We start from the raw sequence: 17632 nt of genomic DNA, 5'->3' as shown, positions 1-17632 counted from the left end.
CTACTCGATGAAGGAGAGGTCGGCGACGTCGGCGGCGGCGAGTTCGCCGACGACCCCGGCTTCGGTGAAGAAGTCGATCGTGCCCTGGACGTTCTCCTCGGTGAGGGCGGCCGCGTCGAAGAGCCCTGCGGCCGCGTAGGCCGCCGCGACCGCCTCGAGCTCGGCGGTGCGCTCCTCCCCCAGGTACTGGACGGCCAGGTCGACGAGGTGGCCGGGATCGGCGTTGATCCGCTCGTGCACGGCGACGAGCGCGTCGATGAACGTCTCGGCCGCTTTCGGGTTGTCGCCCAGGAAGTCCGAGTTGGCGTAGACCGTCTGCGGGTGCAGGTCCGGGAGCGTCTGTCCGAAGTCGATGATCGGGGCGAGGTCGGTCTCGCCGGCCTCGGCGAGGGCGACCGCGTCGGCGATCTCCAGTGCGGTTGCGTCGATCTGGCCGGCGAGGAGTGCCTGCGCGCGCACGTCGGAGCCGCCGATCACGAGGTATTCGGGTTCGCCGCCGGTGCACTCGTCCGCGACCCAGTCGCGGATCATCGCGGTGGCGACGGCGCCTTCGCTGAAGATCCCGACCGGCCGCCCCGCGAGGTCGTCGCAGTCCTCGACGCCGGGCCTGCCGTAGACCGCCCACTGGTTGCCGATCACGTCGGCGACGATGCGGATCGGCGCGTCCTTCTCGATCGCGAGGAGGGCGGGGCTGGTGGCCTCGGCGGAGAACGCGTAGTCGCCCCGGGCGAGTCCTTCGATCGCCAGCTCGGGCTCGGCGAGTTCGATGACGTCGACGTCGTAGCCGGCCTCGCGGGCGGCGTCCACGGCCGCCAGCAGCGGCACGGTGGTGAGGTCGGGTTCGATCAGGGCGACGGTGTACGCGTTCGGGTCGGACTTCCCGCAGGCGGCGAGGCCGCTCGCGACGACGAGCGCGGCCCCGGCCGCCACACCCGCCCGGATTCGGGAACGATTCCGTTTTGGATTCGCGGCAATGGCTGGACCGGTGCGGATGTTCGCCGTGGTTTGCCTTGGCGACATGGAGATCACCTCTCGATAGGAGTGAAGCTCAAGTGCTCCCACCGTATCGGGATCGATCCCGATCTGTCAACGAACTGTCCCCCGGGCGTCCGGAACCGGACATTTACAGGGCGATACGGATCAGGCGAGCGGACGTGGCGCGACCGAGTCGCGCACGATCAGCGAAGGGGCCGACAGCCGCGGCGCGGCAGCGCTCCGCTCGTCGTCCAGGAGGAGATCGAGGGCGTCCGAGGCCAGGTCGTCGAAGGGGACCTTCACGCTGGTGAGCGGCACGCTCAGCCGCGCCGCGATGGGCGTGTCGGTGTAGCCGACGATCGAAAGCCGTTCGGGGACCGCCACACCCGCCCGCTGCGCGGCGAACATGACGCCTATCGCGAGATTGTCGTTGGCGGTGAACACCGCGGTCGGCACGTCGGCCAGCGCGAGCAGCCGCCGCCCGACGTCGACGCCCGCCTCGATGCTGAAGTCCGAGTGGTGCACGAGCTCGGGCGGCACCGCGAGCCCGGCTTCGGTCATGGCTTCGCGGTAGCCGGCCTCGCGGTTCTGCGAGCTGGAGGCGTAGGCGGGCCCGCCGACATAGGCGATGCGGCTGTGGCCCTGGTCGATGAGGTGCCGCGTGGCGAGGCCGCCGCCGGCGACGTCGTCGGTGAGGGCCGCGGGACCGGTCCCGTCGGTGCGCATCACGAGCGAGTAGGGGACGCGCTGCTCCTGGAGTTCGAGGAGGAACGGGTCGGCGCCGTCGGTGCGGGCGGTGGTGAGGATGAACCCGTCGACGCGCTGGGAGACGAGCGTGCGCCCGCGTTCGAGCGCTTTGCGGGGGTCGTCGTCGGTGGTGACGACGGTGGCCTGGTAGCCGCGGGCGGCGGCCTGCTCGACGATGGCCTCGTAGATCATCGCCATGGGCGTGTCGGTGAGGCGCGAGACGACCACGCCGATCAGGCCGGTGCGCTGGCGGCGCAGGTTGGCGGCCCAGGTGTTGGGGACGTAACCGTGCTCGGCGGCGATCTTGCGGACGCGATCGGCCTTGGCGCCCTTGACCGGGGCGGTGCGGTCGAGGGCGCGCGAGGCCGCGGACCGGCTGACGCCCGCGAGCGCGGCGATGTCGTTGAGGGTCAGGGCGCGGCGCTGGGGCTTGGCGTCGTCGGCGGACATGGCGGCCTCCTTGATCGGGATCGATCCCGATATTATGCGGAAGCCGGTGCGCCGGCGTCCAGTCCGGGTCGTCTTGCGGCCGAAGGCCGAGGGGCTATTCGGGGTGGACGCCCAGTTCTGCCAGGACTTCCCGGTAGCGGGCGAGGGCGTCGGCCGCGGCGGCGCGGTCGCCGTGGCGCTCATGGGCTTCGATGAGGAGGCGCCAGGCCTCGTCGTTGAAGCGGTGGACGCCGACGCTGCGTCCGGCCGCCGCCAGCGCCCCGGCCACGTCGCCGCGGCGCAGTTCGAGGCGGGCGAGGTCGGCCGCGGCCGAGGAGGCGGCGAGTCGCAGGCGTTCGCGTTCGCCCACGACCCATTCCGCGGCGCCGTCTTCGGGGAGGAGCTCGCCGCGGTAGGCGTCGGAGGCCAGGCGCAGGATCGCGGCGGCCGCGTCGTCGTCGGGGGCGCTCCGGGCGAGGCGCGCGGCTTCGCGGACCGCGACGACGTCGCAGTAGCCGTCAGTGGGCAGCACGAGCCGGTAGGCATCACCTTCGCGGGTGAGGAAGCGGAAGACGCCGCGTTCGGCGTCGGGTTCGATGAGCTTGCGCAGGCTCGACATGGCGACGTGGAGGCCGTGGGTGGCCGCGCGCGGCGTGGCCTGCGGCCAGAGGGCGTCGATGATGGCCTCTCGGTGGACGGGGCGGCCGGCGTTGACGGCGAGGAGGCGCATGAGCATGCGCACCTTGGGTTTCACGGCGGAGAGGTCGACTTGGGCGCCCTCGCGTTCGAGGCGGAAACCGCCGAAGCAGGTGACGGTGAGGGTCTCGGGAGTGGAGGCGCGGACCGGCGGGATCGGTTCGCCGAGCCAGGATTCGACGAGGTGGACGGGGTAGCCGCAGTGCCCTGCGGCCTGGCGGGCGCGCGCGACGAGGTTCGGAGGGTGGCCGGCGGCGACGGCCGCCGCGACGTACACGAGGGGCTGCGCGCCGCCGACCCCGCAGCGGCGCACCAGGTCCGCGGCCCGTTCGATCTCGGTCTCGGCGCCGGGCACGCCGGCGTGGGCGGCCGCGACGGCGTACATCGCCTGCGCCCAGGCGGCGGGGACGGCGGCGTCCAGGGCGCGGAAGCCGTCGGCGAGGTCGGCGAGGGTGGAGAGGTCGGTGTCGCCGCTGCCGAGGCGGGCGAACCAGGAGCAGCCGGCGGCGAGGAGCGCTCCCCACAGGTCGCCGTCGCGTTCGCATTCCTCGGCGACGCGGAGGGCGGTCTTGGCGGAGTCCTGGGTGCCGTCGAGGGCGATGGCGGCGCGGGCGGCGCGGGCGAGCCAGGGCAGGCGTTCGGCTTCGGCGGCCGAGACGGCGCGCGAGAGTTCGCGGAGGCCGCGGTCGCCGGGGCTCTCGAGGAGGGCGAGGATCGCGTTGCCGAGGGGCGCGATGACAGCGGCGGCTCCGGCGTCGCCTTCGTTGTGGCGCAAGAGGTTCCGGGCGGCGGGGAGGTTTCCGGCGAGGACGTGCGCGAGCAGGGCGACCATGCGGCCGTGCGGTTGCGGCATGCGGTCCTCGGCAGCGGCGGCGACGAGCGCGGGGTGGGCCTGGGTGGCGGCGCGGAGCCAGGTGCACCAGTCGGCGCCGGGCCGGGCGGGGCCGGGCAGCCAGATGCGGGCCGCGGCGGCGGCGGCGCGGCCGTGGGCGCGGCCGGTCTCGTCGGTCGAGAGCGCTTGGCTGCGTTCGAAGCATTCGACGGCTTCGGCGATGCGGCCGCGGCCGAGGCGGTTGCGGCCCTCGGCGAGGACCATCCAGGGGTCGTCGGCGACGAGCCAGGACGGGAGGAGGTCGCGCCAGGCGTCGAAGTCGTCGCCGGTGATCTGGGGGCCGAGGAGGTCGAGGAGTTCGCGCACAGCGGGCCAGTCCTCGGCGCGGGCGAAGCTGCGGGCCGCTTCGACAAGGGCGCCTTCGGATTTGACGATCTCGGCGGCGGCGGCGTGGAGGCGGCGGGCGGCGGCGCCGCCGTGGCCGTCGGCGAGGACGGCGGCGAGGTGCGAGCGCATGGCCTCGTGGAAGCGGTAGGTGTGGCCGCCGTCGGGGGTGGTGATGAAGACCTGGCGGCGGTGCAGTTCGGCGAGGTGCGCGGCGGCGTCGTCGATGCCGAGGAGGCGGTCGCAGCGGGCGGCGGTGGCGACGTCGAAGACGCTGATGCGGGTGACGAAGGGCAGCAGCGGCTCGGGGAGTTCGGCGAGGACGGTGCGGCTCATGTAGGCGTGCGCGAGGGAGGCGCGGCCGGTGAGGGCCGCGACGGCCGTGCGGCGTTCGGCGAGGGGTCTGCCCTTGGTGGACAGGTGGAAGAGGTGGAGTCCGGCCGCCCAGCCGCCGAGGCGGCGTTCGAGGACGGCGATGTCGCCGGCGGGCAGGGGCTCCTGGTAGTTCTCGCGCAGCAGCAGGTCGATCTCCCAGGTGCGGAAGCGCAGCTGGTCGGCGTCGATGAAGCGCAGGTCGGTGAGTTCGTGCCGGGCGAGGTTGACGCCGGGCAGGCGGCGGGTGGCGACGGCGAGGCTGCACTGCTCGGGCAGTTCGCACAGCAGCCGGTCGAGGACGCGTTCGGCGGCGGTGTCGTCGAGGTAGTGGACGTCGTCGAGGACGAGGAGGGTGGCCCCGGTCAAGGCGCGCAGGCGGTTCCAGAGGCGGTCCGGGGGTTCGGCGGGGTCGGGCGCGGCGGTGAGCGGCATGATCGCCCGGTGCAGGTCGGCGGTGAACTCGCCGGGGTCGGCGTGGGCGGGGGTGAGTCCGAGCCAGGCCGTGCCGCCGGTGAAGGACCGGGCGTGCTGCGCGAGCAGCGTCGACTTCCCGAAGCCCGCCGGAGCGGTGATGACGGCGCGGCGGACCGGCCCCGAGCCGTCATTGAGCTCGGCGAGCAGTCGCGGCCTGGCCACGCTCGACGACGCAGGGATAGCAGCCATGACGAGTCACCTCCCGTGCCCACCGCGAACGGCGGCACTGTCCCCCACAACGCTGACGCGCAGGCTTTGCCGGGAGTCCGCGCTTGCATCAATGATGGCGCATCGGGGCAGGGTTCGCTTCCCCCGAGGTGTCCACAAGGGCGTCTTTTCGTGCAGCGGGCCAGGATCATGACCGCCGGTGCCGTCCCGTCGCGGTCAGCGCCGCACCGGCGTCCTGCGCACTCGGGGCGGGCGGGCGGCCCGGTCGGGCCGCCGGGTGCGCGGGTCCGATCGCCGCGGCGGGGTGCGGAGGGCGACGACGTGGACGCCGATCGACCGTGGGGTTTCGGGTTCGGTTGCGGGCCAGAGCATCAGCGCGGCCGTGGCGGCGGCTGCGGCGACGGCGGCCAGGACGCCCGCGGCGAGGGCCGTGTCGGCGGCGGCGAGCGTTCCCGCGAGCGGGTAGGTGAGGAGGAACCAGCCGTGGGAGAGTGAGAACTGGGCGGCGAACGCGGCGGGCCGGTCCTGCGGGGCGGCCGCGCCGGTGACGAGACGCCCGGTGGGGGTCAGGATCGCGCCGGTCCCGAGGCCGAGCGCGGCCCACGCCGCGAGCAGCCCGGCCCAGCCGAGGGCGCCCCAGGCCAGCGCGGCCGCGAGGCCCGCCAGGACCGCGGCGAGCGCGAACGCGGCGGGCAGCATCACGGCCCTCTCGGTGCGGCGGCGCAGCAGTCGCGGGATCGCGGCGGCCGCGATCATCGAACCGATCCCGTACGCGCCGAGAGCGATCGCCACGTCCCCGGCGCCGCGCCCGAGGCCGTCCCGGACGAGGACGACCGTGTCGACGACGACCAGCGCGGTCGCGGCGGCGACGGCCAGGTGGGCCAGGATGAGGCCGCGCAGGCGCGGCACGGCCGCGTGGAGGCGGAAGCCGCGGGTGGTCTTGGCAAGGCGCCCTTCCGTTCGCGGCGCGGGCGCGAGGCGCGGCAGGGCGACGGAGAGCACGAGCGCGGCTGAGGCGAGGAACCCGATCGCCGTCCCGGCGAACAGCTCCCGGTAGGAGACGAAGGCCAGGAGCGCGGCGGCGAGCGCGGGGCTGGCGAGGCTCTCGAGGTCGTAGGCGAGGCGGGAGAGCGAGAGGGCGTTCGTGTACTCGTCCTCGTCGCGGAGCACGTCGGGGATGGTCGCCTGGAAGGTCGGGGTGAACGCGGCGGACGCGGCCTGGAGGAGAAGCACGAGGGCGTACACGTGCCAGACCTCGGCGACGAACGGCAGGGCGAGGGCGGCCGCGGCGCGCGCGAGGTCCATGGTGCCCATGAGGGCGCGCCGGGAGAGTCGTTCGGCGAGCGCGGTGGCGAGCGGGCCGATGAACAGGTAGGCGAGCATCTTGAGGGCGAGCGCGGTGCCGAGCACGGCGGCCGCGTCCCCTCCGGCGAGGTCGTAGGCGAGGAGGCTGAGGGCGACGGTGGCGAGGCCGGTGCCGGTGAGGGCGACGACCTGGGCGGCGAAGAGGCGCCGGTAGGTGCGGTGGCGCAGGACGGCGAGCACGGCGGGTCCTCGGTCGGGGACGATGACACCCCGACATTACCAAACATGTGCGCAATTGCGCACATGACGACGACTAAGCGTGCCAGGCCTCGCCCGTGACCTGGTGGTCCGCCCGGCTCAACGCCTCCAGCACGAGCCGCCGCAGGTGCCCGTCGGTCAGCGAGTACACCACCCGCCGCCCTTCGCGCCGCGACTGCACCAGCCCCGCGAGCCGCAGCTTCGCCAGATGCTGGCTCACCGCCGGCCGCGCCGCCTCCGTCGCCGCCGCCAGCGCCGTGACATCGGCCTCCCCGTCCGCGAGCGCCCACAGCAGCTGCAGCCGGGTCTGGTCGGAGAGCAGCGCGAACACCGCTGCGGCGGCGGCGAACTGCTCGGCGCTCGGGGCGGCGTGATGCAACGAAGGTGCAGGAGCCTCGGGCTCGCGATTCGGCATGCGGCAATCCTATTGACAAACGGCCCCCGTGACATAGGGTCTTGATCGGTAAATCAAAGGCGCCGTCATTAAGGAAGTACGCCTCGTGAGCAAGCCCGTCCGCCACGCCCCGATCGTCAAGGGCGTCCCCCGCCTCCTCCACGGCGGCGACTACAACCCCGACCAGTGGCTCCGCACCAAGGACGAGACCTGGAAAGAGGACATGCGCCTCGCCCGCCTCGCCGGGGTCAACACCCTCTCGGTCGGCATCTTCGCCTGGGCCGCACTCGAACCCGAAGAAGGGCGCTACGAGTTCGGCTGGCTCGACGAGATCCTCGACCTCATGGCCGAGAACGACATCACGGCCGTGCTCGCCACCCCCACCGGCGCCCGGCCCGGCTGGATGAGCCACCGCTACCCCGAGGTCCTCCGCGTCGACGGCGACCGCACCCGCAACCTCCACGGCGGCCGCCACAACCACTGCCTCACCTCCCCGGTCTACCGGGAGAAGACCCTCGCGATCAACACGGCGCTGGCCGAGCGGTACGGCGCGCACCCCGCGCTCGGGGTCTGGCACATCTCGAACGAGTACGGCGGCGAATGCCACTGCGACCTGTGCCAGGAGCGGTTCCGCGCCCACCTCCAGGAGAAGTACGGCTCGCTCGACGAACTCAACGAGGCCTGGTGGTCCGCGTTCTGGGCCAAGACCTACAGCGACTGGTCCCACATCGAGTCCCCCAGCACCCACTGGCGCGGCGAGCAGGACATCCACGGCCTGCACCTGGACTGGATGCGGTTCACGACCGAGCAGTTCGTCGACTTCTACCTGCACGAGACCGCGCCGCTCAAGGCGATCACCCCCGACGTCCCGTGCACGACCAACCTCATGGGCACCTACCCGGGCATCGACTACTACCGGCTCGCCGAGGTCCTGGACGTCGTCTCGTGGGACTCCTACCCGCAGTGGTCGGGCACCGGCCGGGACGTGCGCACCGGCGTCGAGGCCTCCTTCCACCACGACCTGACGCGCAGCCTCAAGGGCAAGCCGTTCATGCTTATGGAGTCCTCCCCCTCGGCCACGAACTGGCGGCCGGTCGCGAAGCTCCACCGGCCGGGCGTGCACCTGCTGCAGTCGCTGCAGGCCGTCGCGCACGGCGCGGACACCGTGCAGTACTTCCAGTTCCGCAAGGGCCGCGGCGGCTCCGAGAAGTTCCACGGCGCGATCGTCGACCACGAGGGCACCGAGAACACCCGCGTGTTCCGGGACGTGGCCGAGGTCGGCGCGCGGCTCGCGGCGATGGACGCGGTCGTCGGCACCTCCACGCCCGCCGACGTGGCGCTCGTCTACGACTGGCACAACCGGTGGGCGCTGGACGACATGAAGGGCCTGCTGCAGGGCAAGACCGACTACTTCGGCACCGTCGTCGACCACTACCAGGCGTTCTGGCAGCAGGGCGTGCCGGTGGACGTGCTCGACGGCTCGCTCGTCGCCGCCCCAGGCTGCCTCGACCGGTACAAGGTCCTCGTCGCGCCGATGCTCTACATGCTGCGTCCCGGTGTGGCCGAGGCGATCGACGCGTTCGTGCAGCGCGGCGGCACCTTCGTCGCCACGTACGCGACCGGGTACGTCGACGAGAACGACAAGACGTTCCTCGGCGGCTTCCCCGGCCCGCTCCGCGCGACGCTCGGCGTCTGGGCCGAGGAGATCGACGCGCTCTACCCCGACGACCGCAACGCGATCGCCTGGGACGGCGCCGACTACGAGGCCTTCGGCCTGTGCGAGCTCATCCACGCCGAAGGCGCGGACGTGCTCGGCGCGTACGGCTCGGACTTCTACGCCGGCCGGCCCGCGCTCACCGTCAACCGCCGCGGTGAGGGCAAGGCGTACTTCATCGCCGCGCGCACCGGCGCCGACTTCCTCGACGCCTTCTACGGCGGGCTCATCGCCGAGACCGGCGTCGAACGCGCCCTCGCCACGGCCCTTCCGGCGGGCGTGACCGCCCAGGTCCGCAGCGACGGCGAGACCGACCACGTGTTCGTCCTCAACTGCAACCCGGCCCCGGCCACGGTCGAGATCGACGGCGAGACCCTCGAACTCGCCGCGCACGGCAACGCCGTGTTCGAACGCCCCCGCAAGTAGATCCGCGCGCAGCAGGACCGGGCGGCGCCCGGTCCTGCTGCGTGAACGTTCATGCCGCTTCCTGCGTCCCGCGGACCGTGTCGATGTAGCGGGCGATCGCGTCGCGGCTGCGCGTCAGGGTGTCGATGCGCTCGGACATGCTGTCGCGCTCGCGTTCGAGGATGCCCATGGTCTCCTGGGTCGCACCGGGGATGTGGATGGCCTTGGTCGCCTTGAGGCACGGCAGGACCTGCTTGATGACGCGCGTCGGCATGCCCGCCTCGAGCAGGCCCCGGATCTGAAGCGCCCGGTCGACGCTCTGCTCGTCGTAGTCGCGGTAGCCGTTGGCGCATCGGTCGGGGACGAGCATCCCGGTCTCCTCGTAGTACCGCAGCATGCGGCGGGGGATGCCGGTCCGCTCTGACAGCGCTCCGATCCTCATATGACGCACCTCATTCGATCCCGGCTTGACCTTCACACAAGTGTGAAGGTTGGAACGTATGAGACATGACAACGACGAACGCCCATCGTATTCCCGCGCCGCCGACATCCGAAGCGCGGCAACGGCTTCCGGTCCTGCCGCTGCTGGCGCTCACCACTGCCGCGTTCCTGGCGATCCTCACCGAGGCGCTGCCCGCCGGGGTCCTCCCCGAGATGGCCGCGGGTCTGTCCGTGAGCGAATCGGCCGCCGGGCAGACGCTCACGGTATACGCCATCGCCACCGGCCTCTCCGCGATCCCGGTCGTGGCGGCGACGGCCTCTTGGCCGCGTCGGCGGCTGATGCTCGCCGCCGTCCTGACGTTCGCCGTCGCCAACATCGTCACCGCCGTCTCGGACTCATATGCGCTCACGATGGCGTTCCGGCTCCTCGCGGGCATCGCAGCCGCGGTCGTGTGGGCCGGACTGCCGGCCTACGCCGCCCGGCTCTCCCCGCCGCACCTCCAGGGACGGGCGATCGCCCTCACGATGGCGGGCGTCCCGCTCGCCCTGTCGCTCGGGATTCCCTTGGGCACCTTCCTCGGCGAGCTCTTCGGCTGGCGCATGACCTTCGGCCTCATCGCCGCCGTCTCGGCATTCCTGATGCTCTGGATCCGCGTCTCCGTGCCCGAATTCCCCGGCGCGCCGCGCGGCCAGGGCGCGCCGATCCTCGGGGCGCTCAGGATCCCCGGCGTCATCGCGGTCCTGTTCACCACGGCCGCATACGTGCTGGCGCACAACATCCTCTACACCTACATCGCGACCTTCCTCGACGCGAACGGCATGGGCGGCCAGCGCAACCTGGTGCTGCTGGTCTTCGGCGCGGCCTCGGTGGTGAGCATCGCGGTGACCGGCGCGCTGGTGGACCGGCGGCCGCGGCTCCTCATGATCCTCAGTTCGGTCCTGTTCCTCGTCGCCGCCGCGCTCCTGACGGTGCTCGCGGGCGACGAGTTCACGCTCTACCTGGCGATCGTCCTCTGGGGACTCGGCTGGGGCAGCGTCTCGACGCTACTGCCCACCGCGGCCGCGGACCGTGGCGGCGACAGGGCACAGGCGCTTCTGGTGACCACCTGGAACTCCTTCATGGCCGCCGGCGGCGCGGTCGGCGGCCTCATGCTCAGCGGCCTCGGCGCGGGGTCGTTCCCTTGGGGCGTGGCCGCCTTGATGATCCCGGTCGTCCTGGTAGTGGTCGCCGCGCGCAAGCACGGTTTTCCGGCCGCTCGCCCCGGACTCTGACGCAACGCTCGTGCGAGCGGGCAAGCCCGCCCGCACGAGCATCACTCACATTGCAACGCGCGGAGATTTCTTGTCGGACCCCTGTGGGATGGTGTCCTTTTCACTGGTAGTGGTGAAGGTGGGAACGGGCGGGTCCCCGGGGCCTCCCGTGTCGGTCACGGCAGCCGCCGCGCGAGCGCGCCCCCACGCCGCTCACACCGCCGGCAGCACCCTCCCGACGACCTCGCCGAACCCGATCCGGGCGCCGTTCGGGCCCGGAGCGGTCGCGCTGATGGCGACCTCGTCGCCGTCGAGCAGGAACGTCCGCTCCTCGCCCTTTACCGTGATCGGTTCGCTGCCGCCCCAAGTGAGTTCGATGAACGCGCCGCGTTGATGCTTGGCGGGACCCGAGATCGTGCCCGATGCGAACAGATCCCCGGTCCGCGCCGAAGCGCCGTTCACCGTCATGTGCGCGAGCATCTGCGCCGGGGACCAGTACATCTCGCGGTACGGCGGCCGCGAGACCTGCTCGCCGTTCCACTCGACCGAGAGGTCCACATCCAGGCCCCAGTGCCCGCCGCCGCGCAAGTACGGCAGCGGTGCCGGGATCTGGCGCGGCAGCGGCACCCGCGCCGCCTCGAGCGCGGCCAGCGGCACCACCCACGGCGACACCGAGGTCGCGAAACTCTTCCCCAGGTGCGGCCCGAGCGGCTGGTACTCCCAGGCCTGCAGGTCTCGAGCCGACCAGTCGTTCACCAGGACCGCACCGAACACGTGCTCGGCGAAGGACTCGACGCCGATCCGCTCCCCCAGCGCCGATCCGGCCCCGACCACGAACCCCAGCTCGGCCTCGATGTCGAGCCTGCGGCTCGGCCCGTACGCCGGGACGGCCTCACCGGGATCCTTCCGCTGCCCGCACGGGCGCACGATCCCGGTGCCCGAGACGACGACCGTGCCCGCCCGGCCGTGGTACCCGACCGGCAGGTGCTTCCAGTTGGGCAGCAACGGGTCCGAGCCGGGACGGAACAGGCGGCCGAGGTTCGCCGCGTGATGCTCCGAGGCGTAGAAGTCCACATAGTCCGCGACCGCGATCGGCAGGTGCAGCCGCACCTCCCGGACCGGATGCACCGCCTCGTCCGGAACGGGGCCTTCGATCGCGGCCTGGATGCGCTCGCGGACCTCGGCCCACCGCGCCGGGCCCTGGGCCATGAACGGGTTCAAGGTCGGGGCCGCGAAGACCGGGTCGTCCAGTAGGAGGGCGAGGTCGACGACGATGTCGCCGTAACGGACCCCGACACGCGGGGCTCCATCCCCTGTGGAGTACATGCCGTAGGGCAGGTTGTCGGGCCCGAACGGCGAGCCGTCCGGGAGTTCGATGTCGGTCATGGCCCCTCGGGATGGGTAGGAGTGGTGATGAGCCCCAGGCCGATCAGCTCGTCGAGCGGTTCGGTGACCGAGCAGGTGCCGAACGAGGTGAACGCGCCCCGCACGGCGCGCGCCCGCGCCCCTTCGAGGCCGTGCGCGAGGTCGGCGATCCGCTCGTCGTCCCGTTCGGACAGCAGCGTCCGCGCATCGGTCTCGTTGCCGCCGTGCAGGAGCGCGTCGGCGGCGAGGAGCAGGTTGAGGAAGCCGTGCTGCTCGAAGCCGGTCTCGGGGTCGGTGTTGCGCACCGCGTGGTGCAGCCCGGCGGTGGCCTTGAACGGCACCCCGGCCGCGACCGCGGCGGCCAGCGCCGCCGCGAGTTCGGCTTCCTCGGGGTACAGCTCGGCGCGGACGCCGCCGGTGCGGAACTTGGCGCGGTGCCGGCCCTTGATCGCCGCCAGCACCGGGAGGCGCCGCCCGTCGCGCGGCACCTCTACGAACACGTCGAGGTCAGGCGCATCCTCGAGCGCCGCGTCGAGGGCCGCCGTGAACGCCTCCGGCGTCACGCCCTCGGGCACGGCGACCTCGATCGAGCGGAGCTCGACCGGGAGCAGGGCCGCGTTGGCAAGGGACGCAGGCACTCCGGCGGGTCCGTCGGGGAAGGTCACCGAGAGCGGCAGGGTCGGTTCCCCTTCGGGCAGCAGGGGCGCGAGGCGCGGCAGGGCCGCCGCGGGGAGCACCAGCGGCCCGGCGACACCTGCGTACCAGACGCGCCGCCGCGCGCCGTACGCGCGCACCGCGAGGGCCAGCGGCGCGCTCCCGGGCGGGAACACGGCGGCATCGTCGAAGAGACCCGCGAAGAGCGGGGTCATGCGCGCGGCCCCCGCCCGGCCCAGGTCCAGGCGTAGCCCGGGTCCTCGCTGGCGGCGGCGCCTTCGCCGAGGTCCAAGGGGCGGAAGGTGTCGACCATGACCGCGAGCTCGTCGAAGAACTCGGCGCCGAGCGAGCGCTCCATCGCGCCAGGCTGCGGGCCGTGGCTGTGCCCGCCGGGGTGGAGGCTGATCGAGCCCTGCCCGATCCCGGATCCCTTGCGCGCCTCGTAGTCCCCGCCGCAGTAGAACATCACCTCGTCGCTGTCCACGTTGGAGTGGTAGTACGGGACCGGGACGGCGAGGGGGTGGTAGTCGACCTTGCGGGGCACGAAGTTGCAGATCACGAAGTTGTGGCCTTCGAAGACCTGGTGCGCGGGCGGGGGCTGGTGGACGCGGCCGGTGATCGGCTCGAAGTCGGCGACGTTGAACGTGTACGGGTAGAGGCACCCGTCCCAGCCGACCGCGTCGAAGGGGTGCGTCGCGTAGACGTACCGGGTGCCGGTGATGCCGCGCGAGCCGCGGTGCTTGACGAGGACCTCGACGTCTTCGCCGTCGACGGTGAAGGGCGCGGCGGGGCCGTGCAGGTCCCGCTCGCAGAACGGGGCGTGCTCGAGGAGCTGCCCGTACCGGGAGAGGTACCGCTTGGCGGGGGTGATGTGCGAGTTCGCTTCGATCGCGTACAGCCGCAAGGGTTCTGGGCCGGTCGGGACCCACCGGTGGGTGGTGGCGCGCGGGATGACGACGTAGTCGCCTTGGCGGGCGTCGAGCACGCCGAAGACGGTCTCCACGGTCGCGGCGCCTGACTCCACATAGACGCATTCGTCGCCGACCGCGTTGCGGTACAGGGGTGATGCCTCGCCGGCGACGGCGTACGAGATGCGGACGTCGCCGTTGCCGAGCACGAGGCGGCGGCCGGTGACGGCGTCGACGGCCTTCCAGTCCGACGCGGTCAGGTCGTGGAGTCTGAAGTGCCGGGGCTTGAGCGGCCGGTTCTCCTCGAGCGCCTGCCCGGGCACGTCCCACGGGGCGGCGTCGACGATGGCCGACGGCACCCCGGAGTGGTAGAGGAGCGACGAGTCGGAGGAGAACCCCTCCTCGCCCATGAGCTCCTCGCGGTAGAGGCCGCCCGAAGGGGTCCGGTGCTGGGTGTGCCGCTTGGGCGGCACGCTGCCCACACTGCGGTAGTACGCCACGTCCGCCCCCTAGAAGTTGCCGCGCTTGGCCTGCTCGCGCTCGATGGCCTCGAACAGCGCCTTGAAGTTGCCGATGCCGAAGCCGAGCGAGCCGTGCCGCTCGATGAACTCGAAGAAGACCGTGGGCCGGTCGCCGAGGGGCTTGGTGAAGATCTGCAGCAGGTAGCCGTCCTCGTCGCGGTCGACGAGGATGCCGCGCGCCTGCAGCTCCTCGATCGGGACCCGGACCTCGCCGATGCGGGCGCGCAGCTCGGGGTCCTCGTAGTACGAGTCCGGCGTCGGCAGGAACTGGATGCCCTTGGCGCGCAGGATGTCGACGGTGCGGAGGATGTCGTTGGTGGCCAGCGCGAGGTGCTGCACGCCGGGGCTCTCGTAGAACTCGAGGTACTCGTCGATCTGGGACTTCTTCTTGCCGAGCGCGGGTTCGTTGAGGGGGAACTTGACGCGGCGGTTGCCGCTGGCGACCACTTTGCTCATGAGCGCGGAGTACTCGGTGGCGATGTCCTCCCCCACGAACTCGGCCATGTTGGTGAAGCCCATGATGCGGTTGTAGAAGTCGACCCACTGGTCCATGGCGCCGAGTTCGACGTTGCCGACGACGTGGTCGAGGGCCTGGAAGATCCGCTTCGGCTCGCCTTCGGGCCTGGTGTGGCCGGAGGTGCGGGCGACGTAGCCGGGGAGGTAGGGGCCGGTGTACTTGGAGCGGTCCACGAGGGTGTGCCGGGTCTCGCCGTAGGTGGCGATGGCGGCGGTGCGGACGGTGCCGTGCTCGTCCGAGACGTCATGGGGCGCTTCGAGGATGCGGGCGCCTTGGGCTTCTGCGTGCTTGATGCAGGCGTCGACGTCGGGCACTTCGAGGGCGACGTCGACGACGCCGTCGCCGTGGCGGCGGTGGTGGTCGAGGAGGCTGCTGCGGGGGTCGACGCCGCCCTTGAACACGAAACGCACAGCCCCGGAGCGGAGGACGTAGGCATGGTGGTCGCGGTTGCCGGTCTCGGGTCCGGAGTAGGCGACGAGCTCCATGCCGAAGACGGCCTGGAAGAACAGGGCGGTCTGGGTGGCGTTGCCGACCGACCAGACGACGGCGTCCCAGCCCGAGACCGGGAAGGGGTCGCCGGCGGCGTCGTACTCGACGAGGCCCACGAGTTCCTTGAGCTGGTCGAGGTCGAGGTCGGCCAGTCGCTCCTGGCTGGTGAGGGTCTGGTCGATGGTCATGGGTGCCTCCCGTGGCCTGTGAGGGTGCTGTCGACGCCTAGGACACCGCATCGGCGAACGGTTGGCAATAGTGACCGTTTCGATTGGCCGCTATGCCTAGCTGGTGTCAGTGATTCGCGTATCTCGCTATACAGATTGCACAATGAACGCCTCCAGTCCGGTGGGGTCGGCGAGGGAGCCGACCGCTACCGCTTCGGCGAGCGGAACGCCTTCGAGGAGGCGTTTGACGGGGACTTCGCATTTCTTGCCGCTGAGGGTGCGGGGGATCTTCGGGACGGCGATGATCGCGTCGGGGACGTGGCGCGGGGAGAGTTCGGCGCGGACGGCGGCACTGATGGCGCGTTTGAGGGCCTCGTCGACTTCGACGGCGGCCTCGATGAAGACCAGGAGGCGGTCGTCGTCGCGGTCCAGGTGTACCACAAGGGAGTCGGTGACGCCGGGCACGGCTTCGACGACGGCGTAGAACTCGGCGGTGCCCATGCGCACGCCGCCGCGGTTGAGGGTGGCGTCGCTGCGGCCGGAGATGACCGCCGAGCCTCGCTCCGTGATGGTGATCCAGTCGCCGTGCCGCCAGACGCCGGGCCAGCGGTCGAAGTAGGTGTCGCGGTAGCGGTGCTTGAGCGGGTCGCCCCACAGGGCCACCGGCATCGAGGGCATCGGGGCGGTGATGACGAGTTCGCCTTCGCGGCCGATCGCGGCGGTCCCGGACGCGTCGAAGGACTCGACCTTCGCGCCCAGGCACAGGCAGGAGAGTTCGCCGCGGCGAACCGGGACGGTGGGCGCGCCGCCGACGAAGCCGGTGCACAGGTCGGTGCCGCCGGAGAGCGACTGGAGCTGCGCGGTCGCCGAGACCGCGTCGTAGACGTAATCGAATCCGCTGGGTGGCAAGGGGGCTCCGGTGGAGCCGATGCCGCGCAGGCGCGAGAGGTCGGCGAGGTCCTTGGGCGCGATGCCCCGGTCGCGGCAGGCCATGAGGAACGGCGCGCTCGTGCCGAAGTAGGTCGCGCCGGAGGCCTCGGCGAGCCGCCACATGCCCTCAGGATCGGGCGCGCCGTCGAAGAGGACGGCGGCCGCGCCGACCAGCGGGGCCGAGGCCAGGTAGTTCCACATCATCCAGCCGGTCGTGGTGTACCAGAGGAACCGGTCGCCCGGGCCGAGGTCGTGGTGCAGGCCGAGCATCTTCGCGTGCTCGAGCGCGATGCCGCCGTGGCCGTGCACGATCGCCTTCGGCAGGCCCGTCGTGCCCGAGGAGTACAGGATGTACAGCGGGTGGTCGAACGGAACGGCCTCGAAGGCGAGGTCGCCGTCCGCACCGAAGTCCTCCCAGCGCTCGCCGACCGCGAAGCCTTCGTCCAGATAGGAGAAGGTGACGATGGTCTTGGGCTGCAAGGCGTCCACGACTTGCGCGATTTCGCGGTCGCGGCGGATGGTCTTGGTCCCGTAGCGGTAGCCGTCGGTGACGAAGAGGATCGCCGGTTCGATCTGCCGCAGGCGGTCGATTACGGCCTTCGCCCCGAATTCCGGTGCGCATGAAGAGAACACGGCCCCGAGCGAGGCCGAGGCGAGCATGAGCGCGTACGTCTCGGGGACGTTCGGCATCCAGGCCGCCACCCGGTCGCCGCGGCCCACGCCGGCGGCGATGAGCCCGCCACGAGCTTTCGCCACGGCCGAGCGGAGGTCGGTGAGGGTCCACTCGATCGGCGCGCGGGTGTCGGAGTAGGCCAGGACGGCGACGTCGCCGGGGGCCATACCGGGCGCGTTGAGCACCGCTTCGGCGTAGTTCAGCCGCTCGTCGGGGAACCACACCGCGCCGGGCATCGCCGCCGAGGTCAGGACCCGTTCCTCGGGGACGGGACCGCCGAGCCCGAAGTGCTCCCAGACCGCGCCCCAGAACAGGCCGGGCCGCTCGACCGAGCAGCGCCACAGGTCCTGGTAGTCGTCCAGGCCCCGGCCCGCCCGGGCCGCGAGCGTCCGGCCGAACGCGCCGATGTTCGTGGTCTCGCCCGCGTCGGGCCGCGGCCGCCAGAGCACTTCGCCGGTCACTGTCGCCTCCTCCTCCGGGGCCGCCGTCGGCCCGCTGGTCGGTGCCAGTGTCCCCGAAACGCGCGGGCCGGGCAGTGGTTCGCGTATACATACCCGCGG

At 72.1% G+C, this 17632-nt stretch carries 13 protein-coding genes; 2 read left to right on the top strand and 11 right to left on the bottom strand.

Annotated features, from left to right (window positions below; all coding sequences use genetic code 11):
* The 5 genes from J5V16_RS16440 to J5V16_RS16420 form a co-directional block, all read right to left on the bottom strand.
* On the bottom strand, positions 1 to 930 hold the full coding sequence (locus J5V16_RS16440; RefSeq protein WP_307792993.1) for an ABC transporter substrate-binding protein: 930 nt from the start codon (positions 928 to 930) through the stop codon (positions 1 to 3).
* A 210-nt stretch (positions 931 to 1140) separates the two neighbouring features.
* Positions 1141 to 2172 carry a LacI family DNA-binding transcriptional regulator gene (locus tag J5V16_RS16435; protein WP_208497529.1) on the bottom strand — a complete coding sequence of 344 codons (1032 nt, stop codon included), beginning with the start codon at positions 2170 to 2172 and terminating at the stop codon, positions 1141 to 1143.
* A 94-nt stretch (positions 2173 to 2266) separates the two neighbouring features.
* A complete protein-coding gene (locus J5V16_RS16430; protein WP_208497528.1) occupies positions 2267 to 5101 on the bottom strand; it encodes a BTAD domain-containing putative transcriptional regulator in 2835 nt (944 codons plus the stop codon).
* Between the two features lie 195 nt (positions 5102 to 5296).
* Positions 5297 to 6625, bottom strand: coding sequence for an MFS transporter (locus J5V16_RS16425; RefSeq protein ID WP_208497527.1), 1329 nt, complete (start codon positions 6623 to 6625; stop codon positions 5297 to 5299).
* A gap of 73 nt (positions 6626 to 6698) precedes the next feature.
* A complete protein-coding gene (locus tag J5V16_RS16420) occupies positions 6699 to 7058 on the bottom strand; it encodes an ArsR/SmtB family transcription factor (protein ID WP_208497526.1) in 360 nt (119 codons plus the stop codon).
* Between the two features lie 85 nt (positions 7059 to 7143).
* Between J5V16_RS16420 and J5V16_RS25565 the strand changes: the two genes are divergently transcribed.
* Complete coding sequence (locus J5V16_RS25565) at positions 7144 to 9177, top strand: beta-galactosidase (RefSeq protein ID WP_208497525.1); 2034 nt, start codon at positions 7144 to 7146, stop codon at positions 9175 to 9177.
* Positions 9178 to 9226: 49 nt separating this feature from the next.
* Here the strand turns inward: J5V16_RS25565 and J5V16_RS16410 are convergent, their stop codons facing one another.
* The gene (locus tag J5V16_RS16410) at positions 9227 to 9598 is read right to left on the bottom strand and encodes a MerR family transcriptional regulator (RefSeq protein ID WP_208497524.1); all 372 of its coding nucleotides are present in this window, start codon (positions 9596 to 9598) and stop codon (positions 9227 to 9229) included.
* Positions 9599 to 9663: 65 nt separating this feature from the next.
* Between J5V16_RS16410 and J5V16_RS16405 the strand changes: the two genes are divergently transcribed.
* The gene (locus J5V16_RS16405) at positions 9664 to 10869 is read left to right on the top strand and encodes an MFS transporter (RefSeq protein ID WP_208497523.1); all 1206 of its coding nucleotides are present in this window, start codon (positions 9664 to 9666) and stop codon (positions 10867 to 10869) included.
* Between the two features lie 192 nt (positions 10870 to 11061).
* On the opposite strand, the gene fahA is transcribed toward J5V16_RS16405, so the two are convergent.
* The 5 genes from fahA to J5V16_RS16380 form a co-directional block, all read right to left on the bottom strand.
* Positions 11062 to 12234 (bottom strand): fumarylacetoacetase, encoded by a 1173-nt coding sequence (fahA, locus tag J5V16_RS16400; RefSeq protein WP_208497522.1) that lies wholly within the window; start codon positions 12232 to 12234, stop codon positions 11062 to 11064.
* Complete coding sequence (locus tag J5V16_RS16395; protein ID WP_208497521.1) at positions 12231 to 13082, bottom strand: hypothetical protein; 852 nt, start codon at positions 13080 to 13082, stop codon at positions 12231 to 12233. The genes fahA and J5V16_RS16395 overlap by 4 nt, the downstream gene beginning before the upstream one ends.
* Positions 13079 to 14275, bottom strand: a complete 1197-nt coding sequence (locus tag J5V16_RS16390) for a homogentisate 1,2-dioxygenase (protein WP_208497520.1) — start codon at positions 14273 to 14275, stop codon at positions 13079 to 13081. The genes J5V16_RS16395 and J5V16_RS16390 overlap by 4 nt, the downstream gene beginning before the upstream one ends.
* Positions 14276 to 14284: 9 nt before the next feature.
* Positions 14285 to 15490 carry a 4-hydroxyphenylpyruvate dioxygenase gene (gene hppD / locus J5V16_RS16385; RefSeq protein WP_208497519.1) on the bottom strand — a complete coding sequence of 402 codons (1206 nt, stop codon included), beginning with the start codon at positions 15488 to 15490 and terminating at the stop codon, positions 14285 to 14287.
* A gap of 126 nt (positions 15491 to 15616) precedes the next feature.
* Positions 15617 to 17533 carry an acetoacetate--CoA ligase gene (locus J5V16_RS16380; RefSeq protein WP_208497518.1) on the bottom strand — a complete coding sequence of 639 codons (1917 nt, stop codon included), beginning with the start codon at positions 17531 to 17533 and terminating at the stop codon, positions 15617 to 15619.
* Between the last annotated feature and the right edge of the window lie 99 nt (positions 17534 to 17632).

It is taken from the genome of Glycomyces niveus (genome assembly GCF_017592475.1).
Lineage (GTDB): Bacteria > Actinomycetota > Actinomycetes > Mycobacteriales > Micromonosporaceae > Glycomyces > Glycomyces niveus.
Note: the sequence above shows the minus strand (reverse complement) of the source record. Positions and strands in the feature narration are given on the sequence as shown.

Coding starts and splice junctions, on each gene's coding strand:
- J5V16_RS16420 (WP_208497526.1), bottom strand. CDS start 7,058: ATGCCGAATCGCGAGCCCGAGGCTCCTGCACCTTCGTTGCATCACGCC.
- J5V16_RS16435 (WP_208497529.1), bottom strand. CDS start 2,172: ATGTCCGCCGACGACGCCAAGCCCCAGCGCCGCGCCCTGACCCTCAAC.
- J5V16_RS16395 (WP_208497521.1), bottom strand. CDS start 13,082: ATGACCCCGCTCTTCGCGGGTCTCTTCGACGATGCCGCCGTGTTCCCG.
- fahA (WP_208497522.1), bottom strand. CDS start 12,234: ATGACCGACATCGAACTCCCGGACGGCTCGCCGTTCGGGCCCGACAAC.
- J5V16_RS16405 (WP_208497523.1), top strand. CDS start 9,664: ATGACAACGACGAACGCCCATCGTATTCCCGCGCCGCCGACATCCGAA.
- hppD (WP_208497519.1), bottom strand. CDS start 15,490: ATGACCATCGACCAGACCCTCACCAGCCAGGAGCGACTGGCCGACCTC.
- J5V16_RS16410 (WP_208497524.1), bottom strand. CDS start 9,598: ATGAGGATCGGAGCGCTGTCAGAGCGGACCGGCATCCCCCGCCGCATG.
- J5V16_RS16430 (WP_208497528.1), bottom strand. CDS start 5,101: ATGGCTGCTATCCCTGCGTCGTCGAGCGTGGCCAGGCCGCGACTGCTC.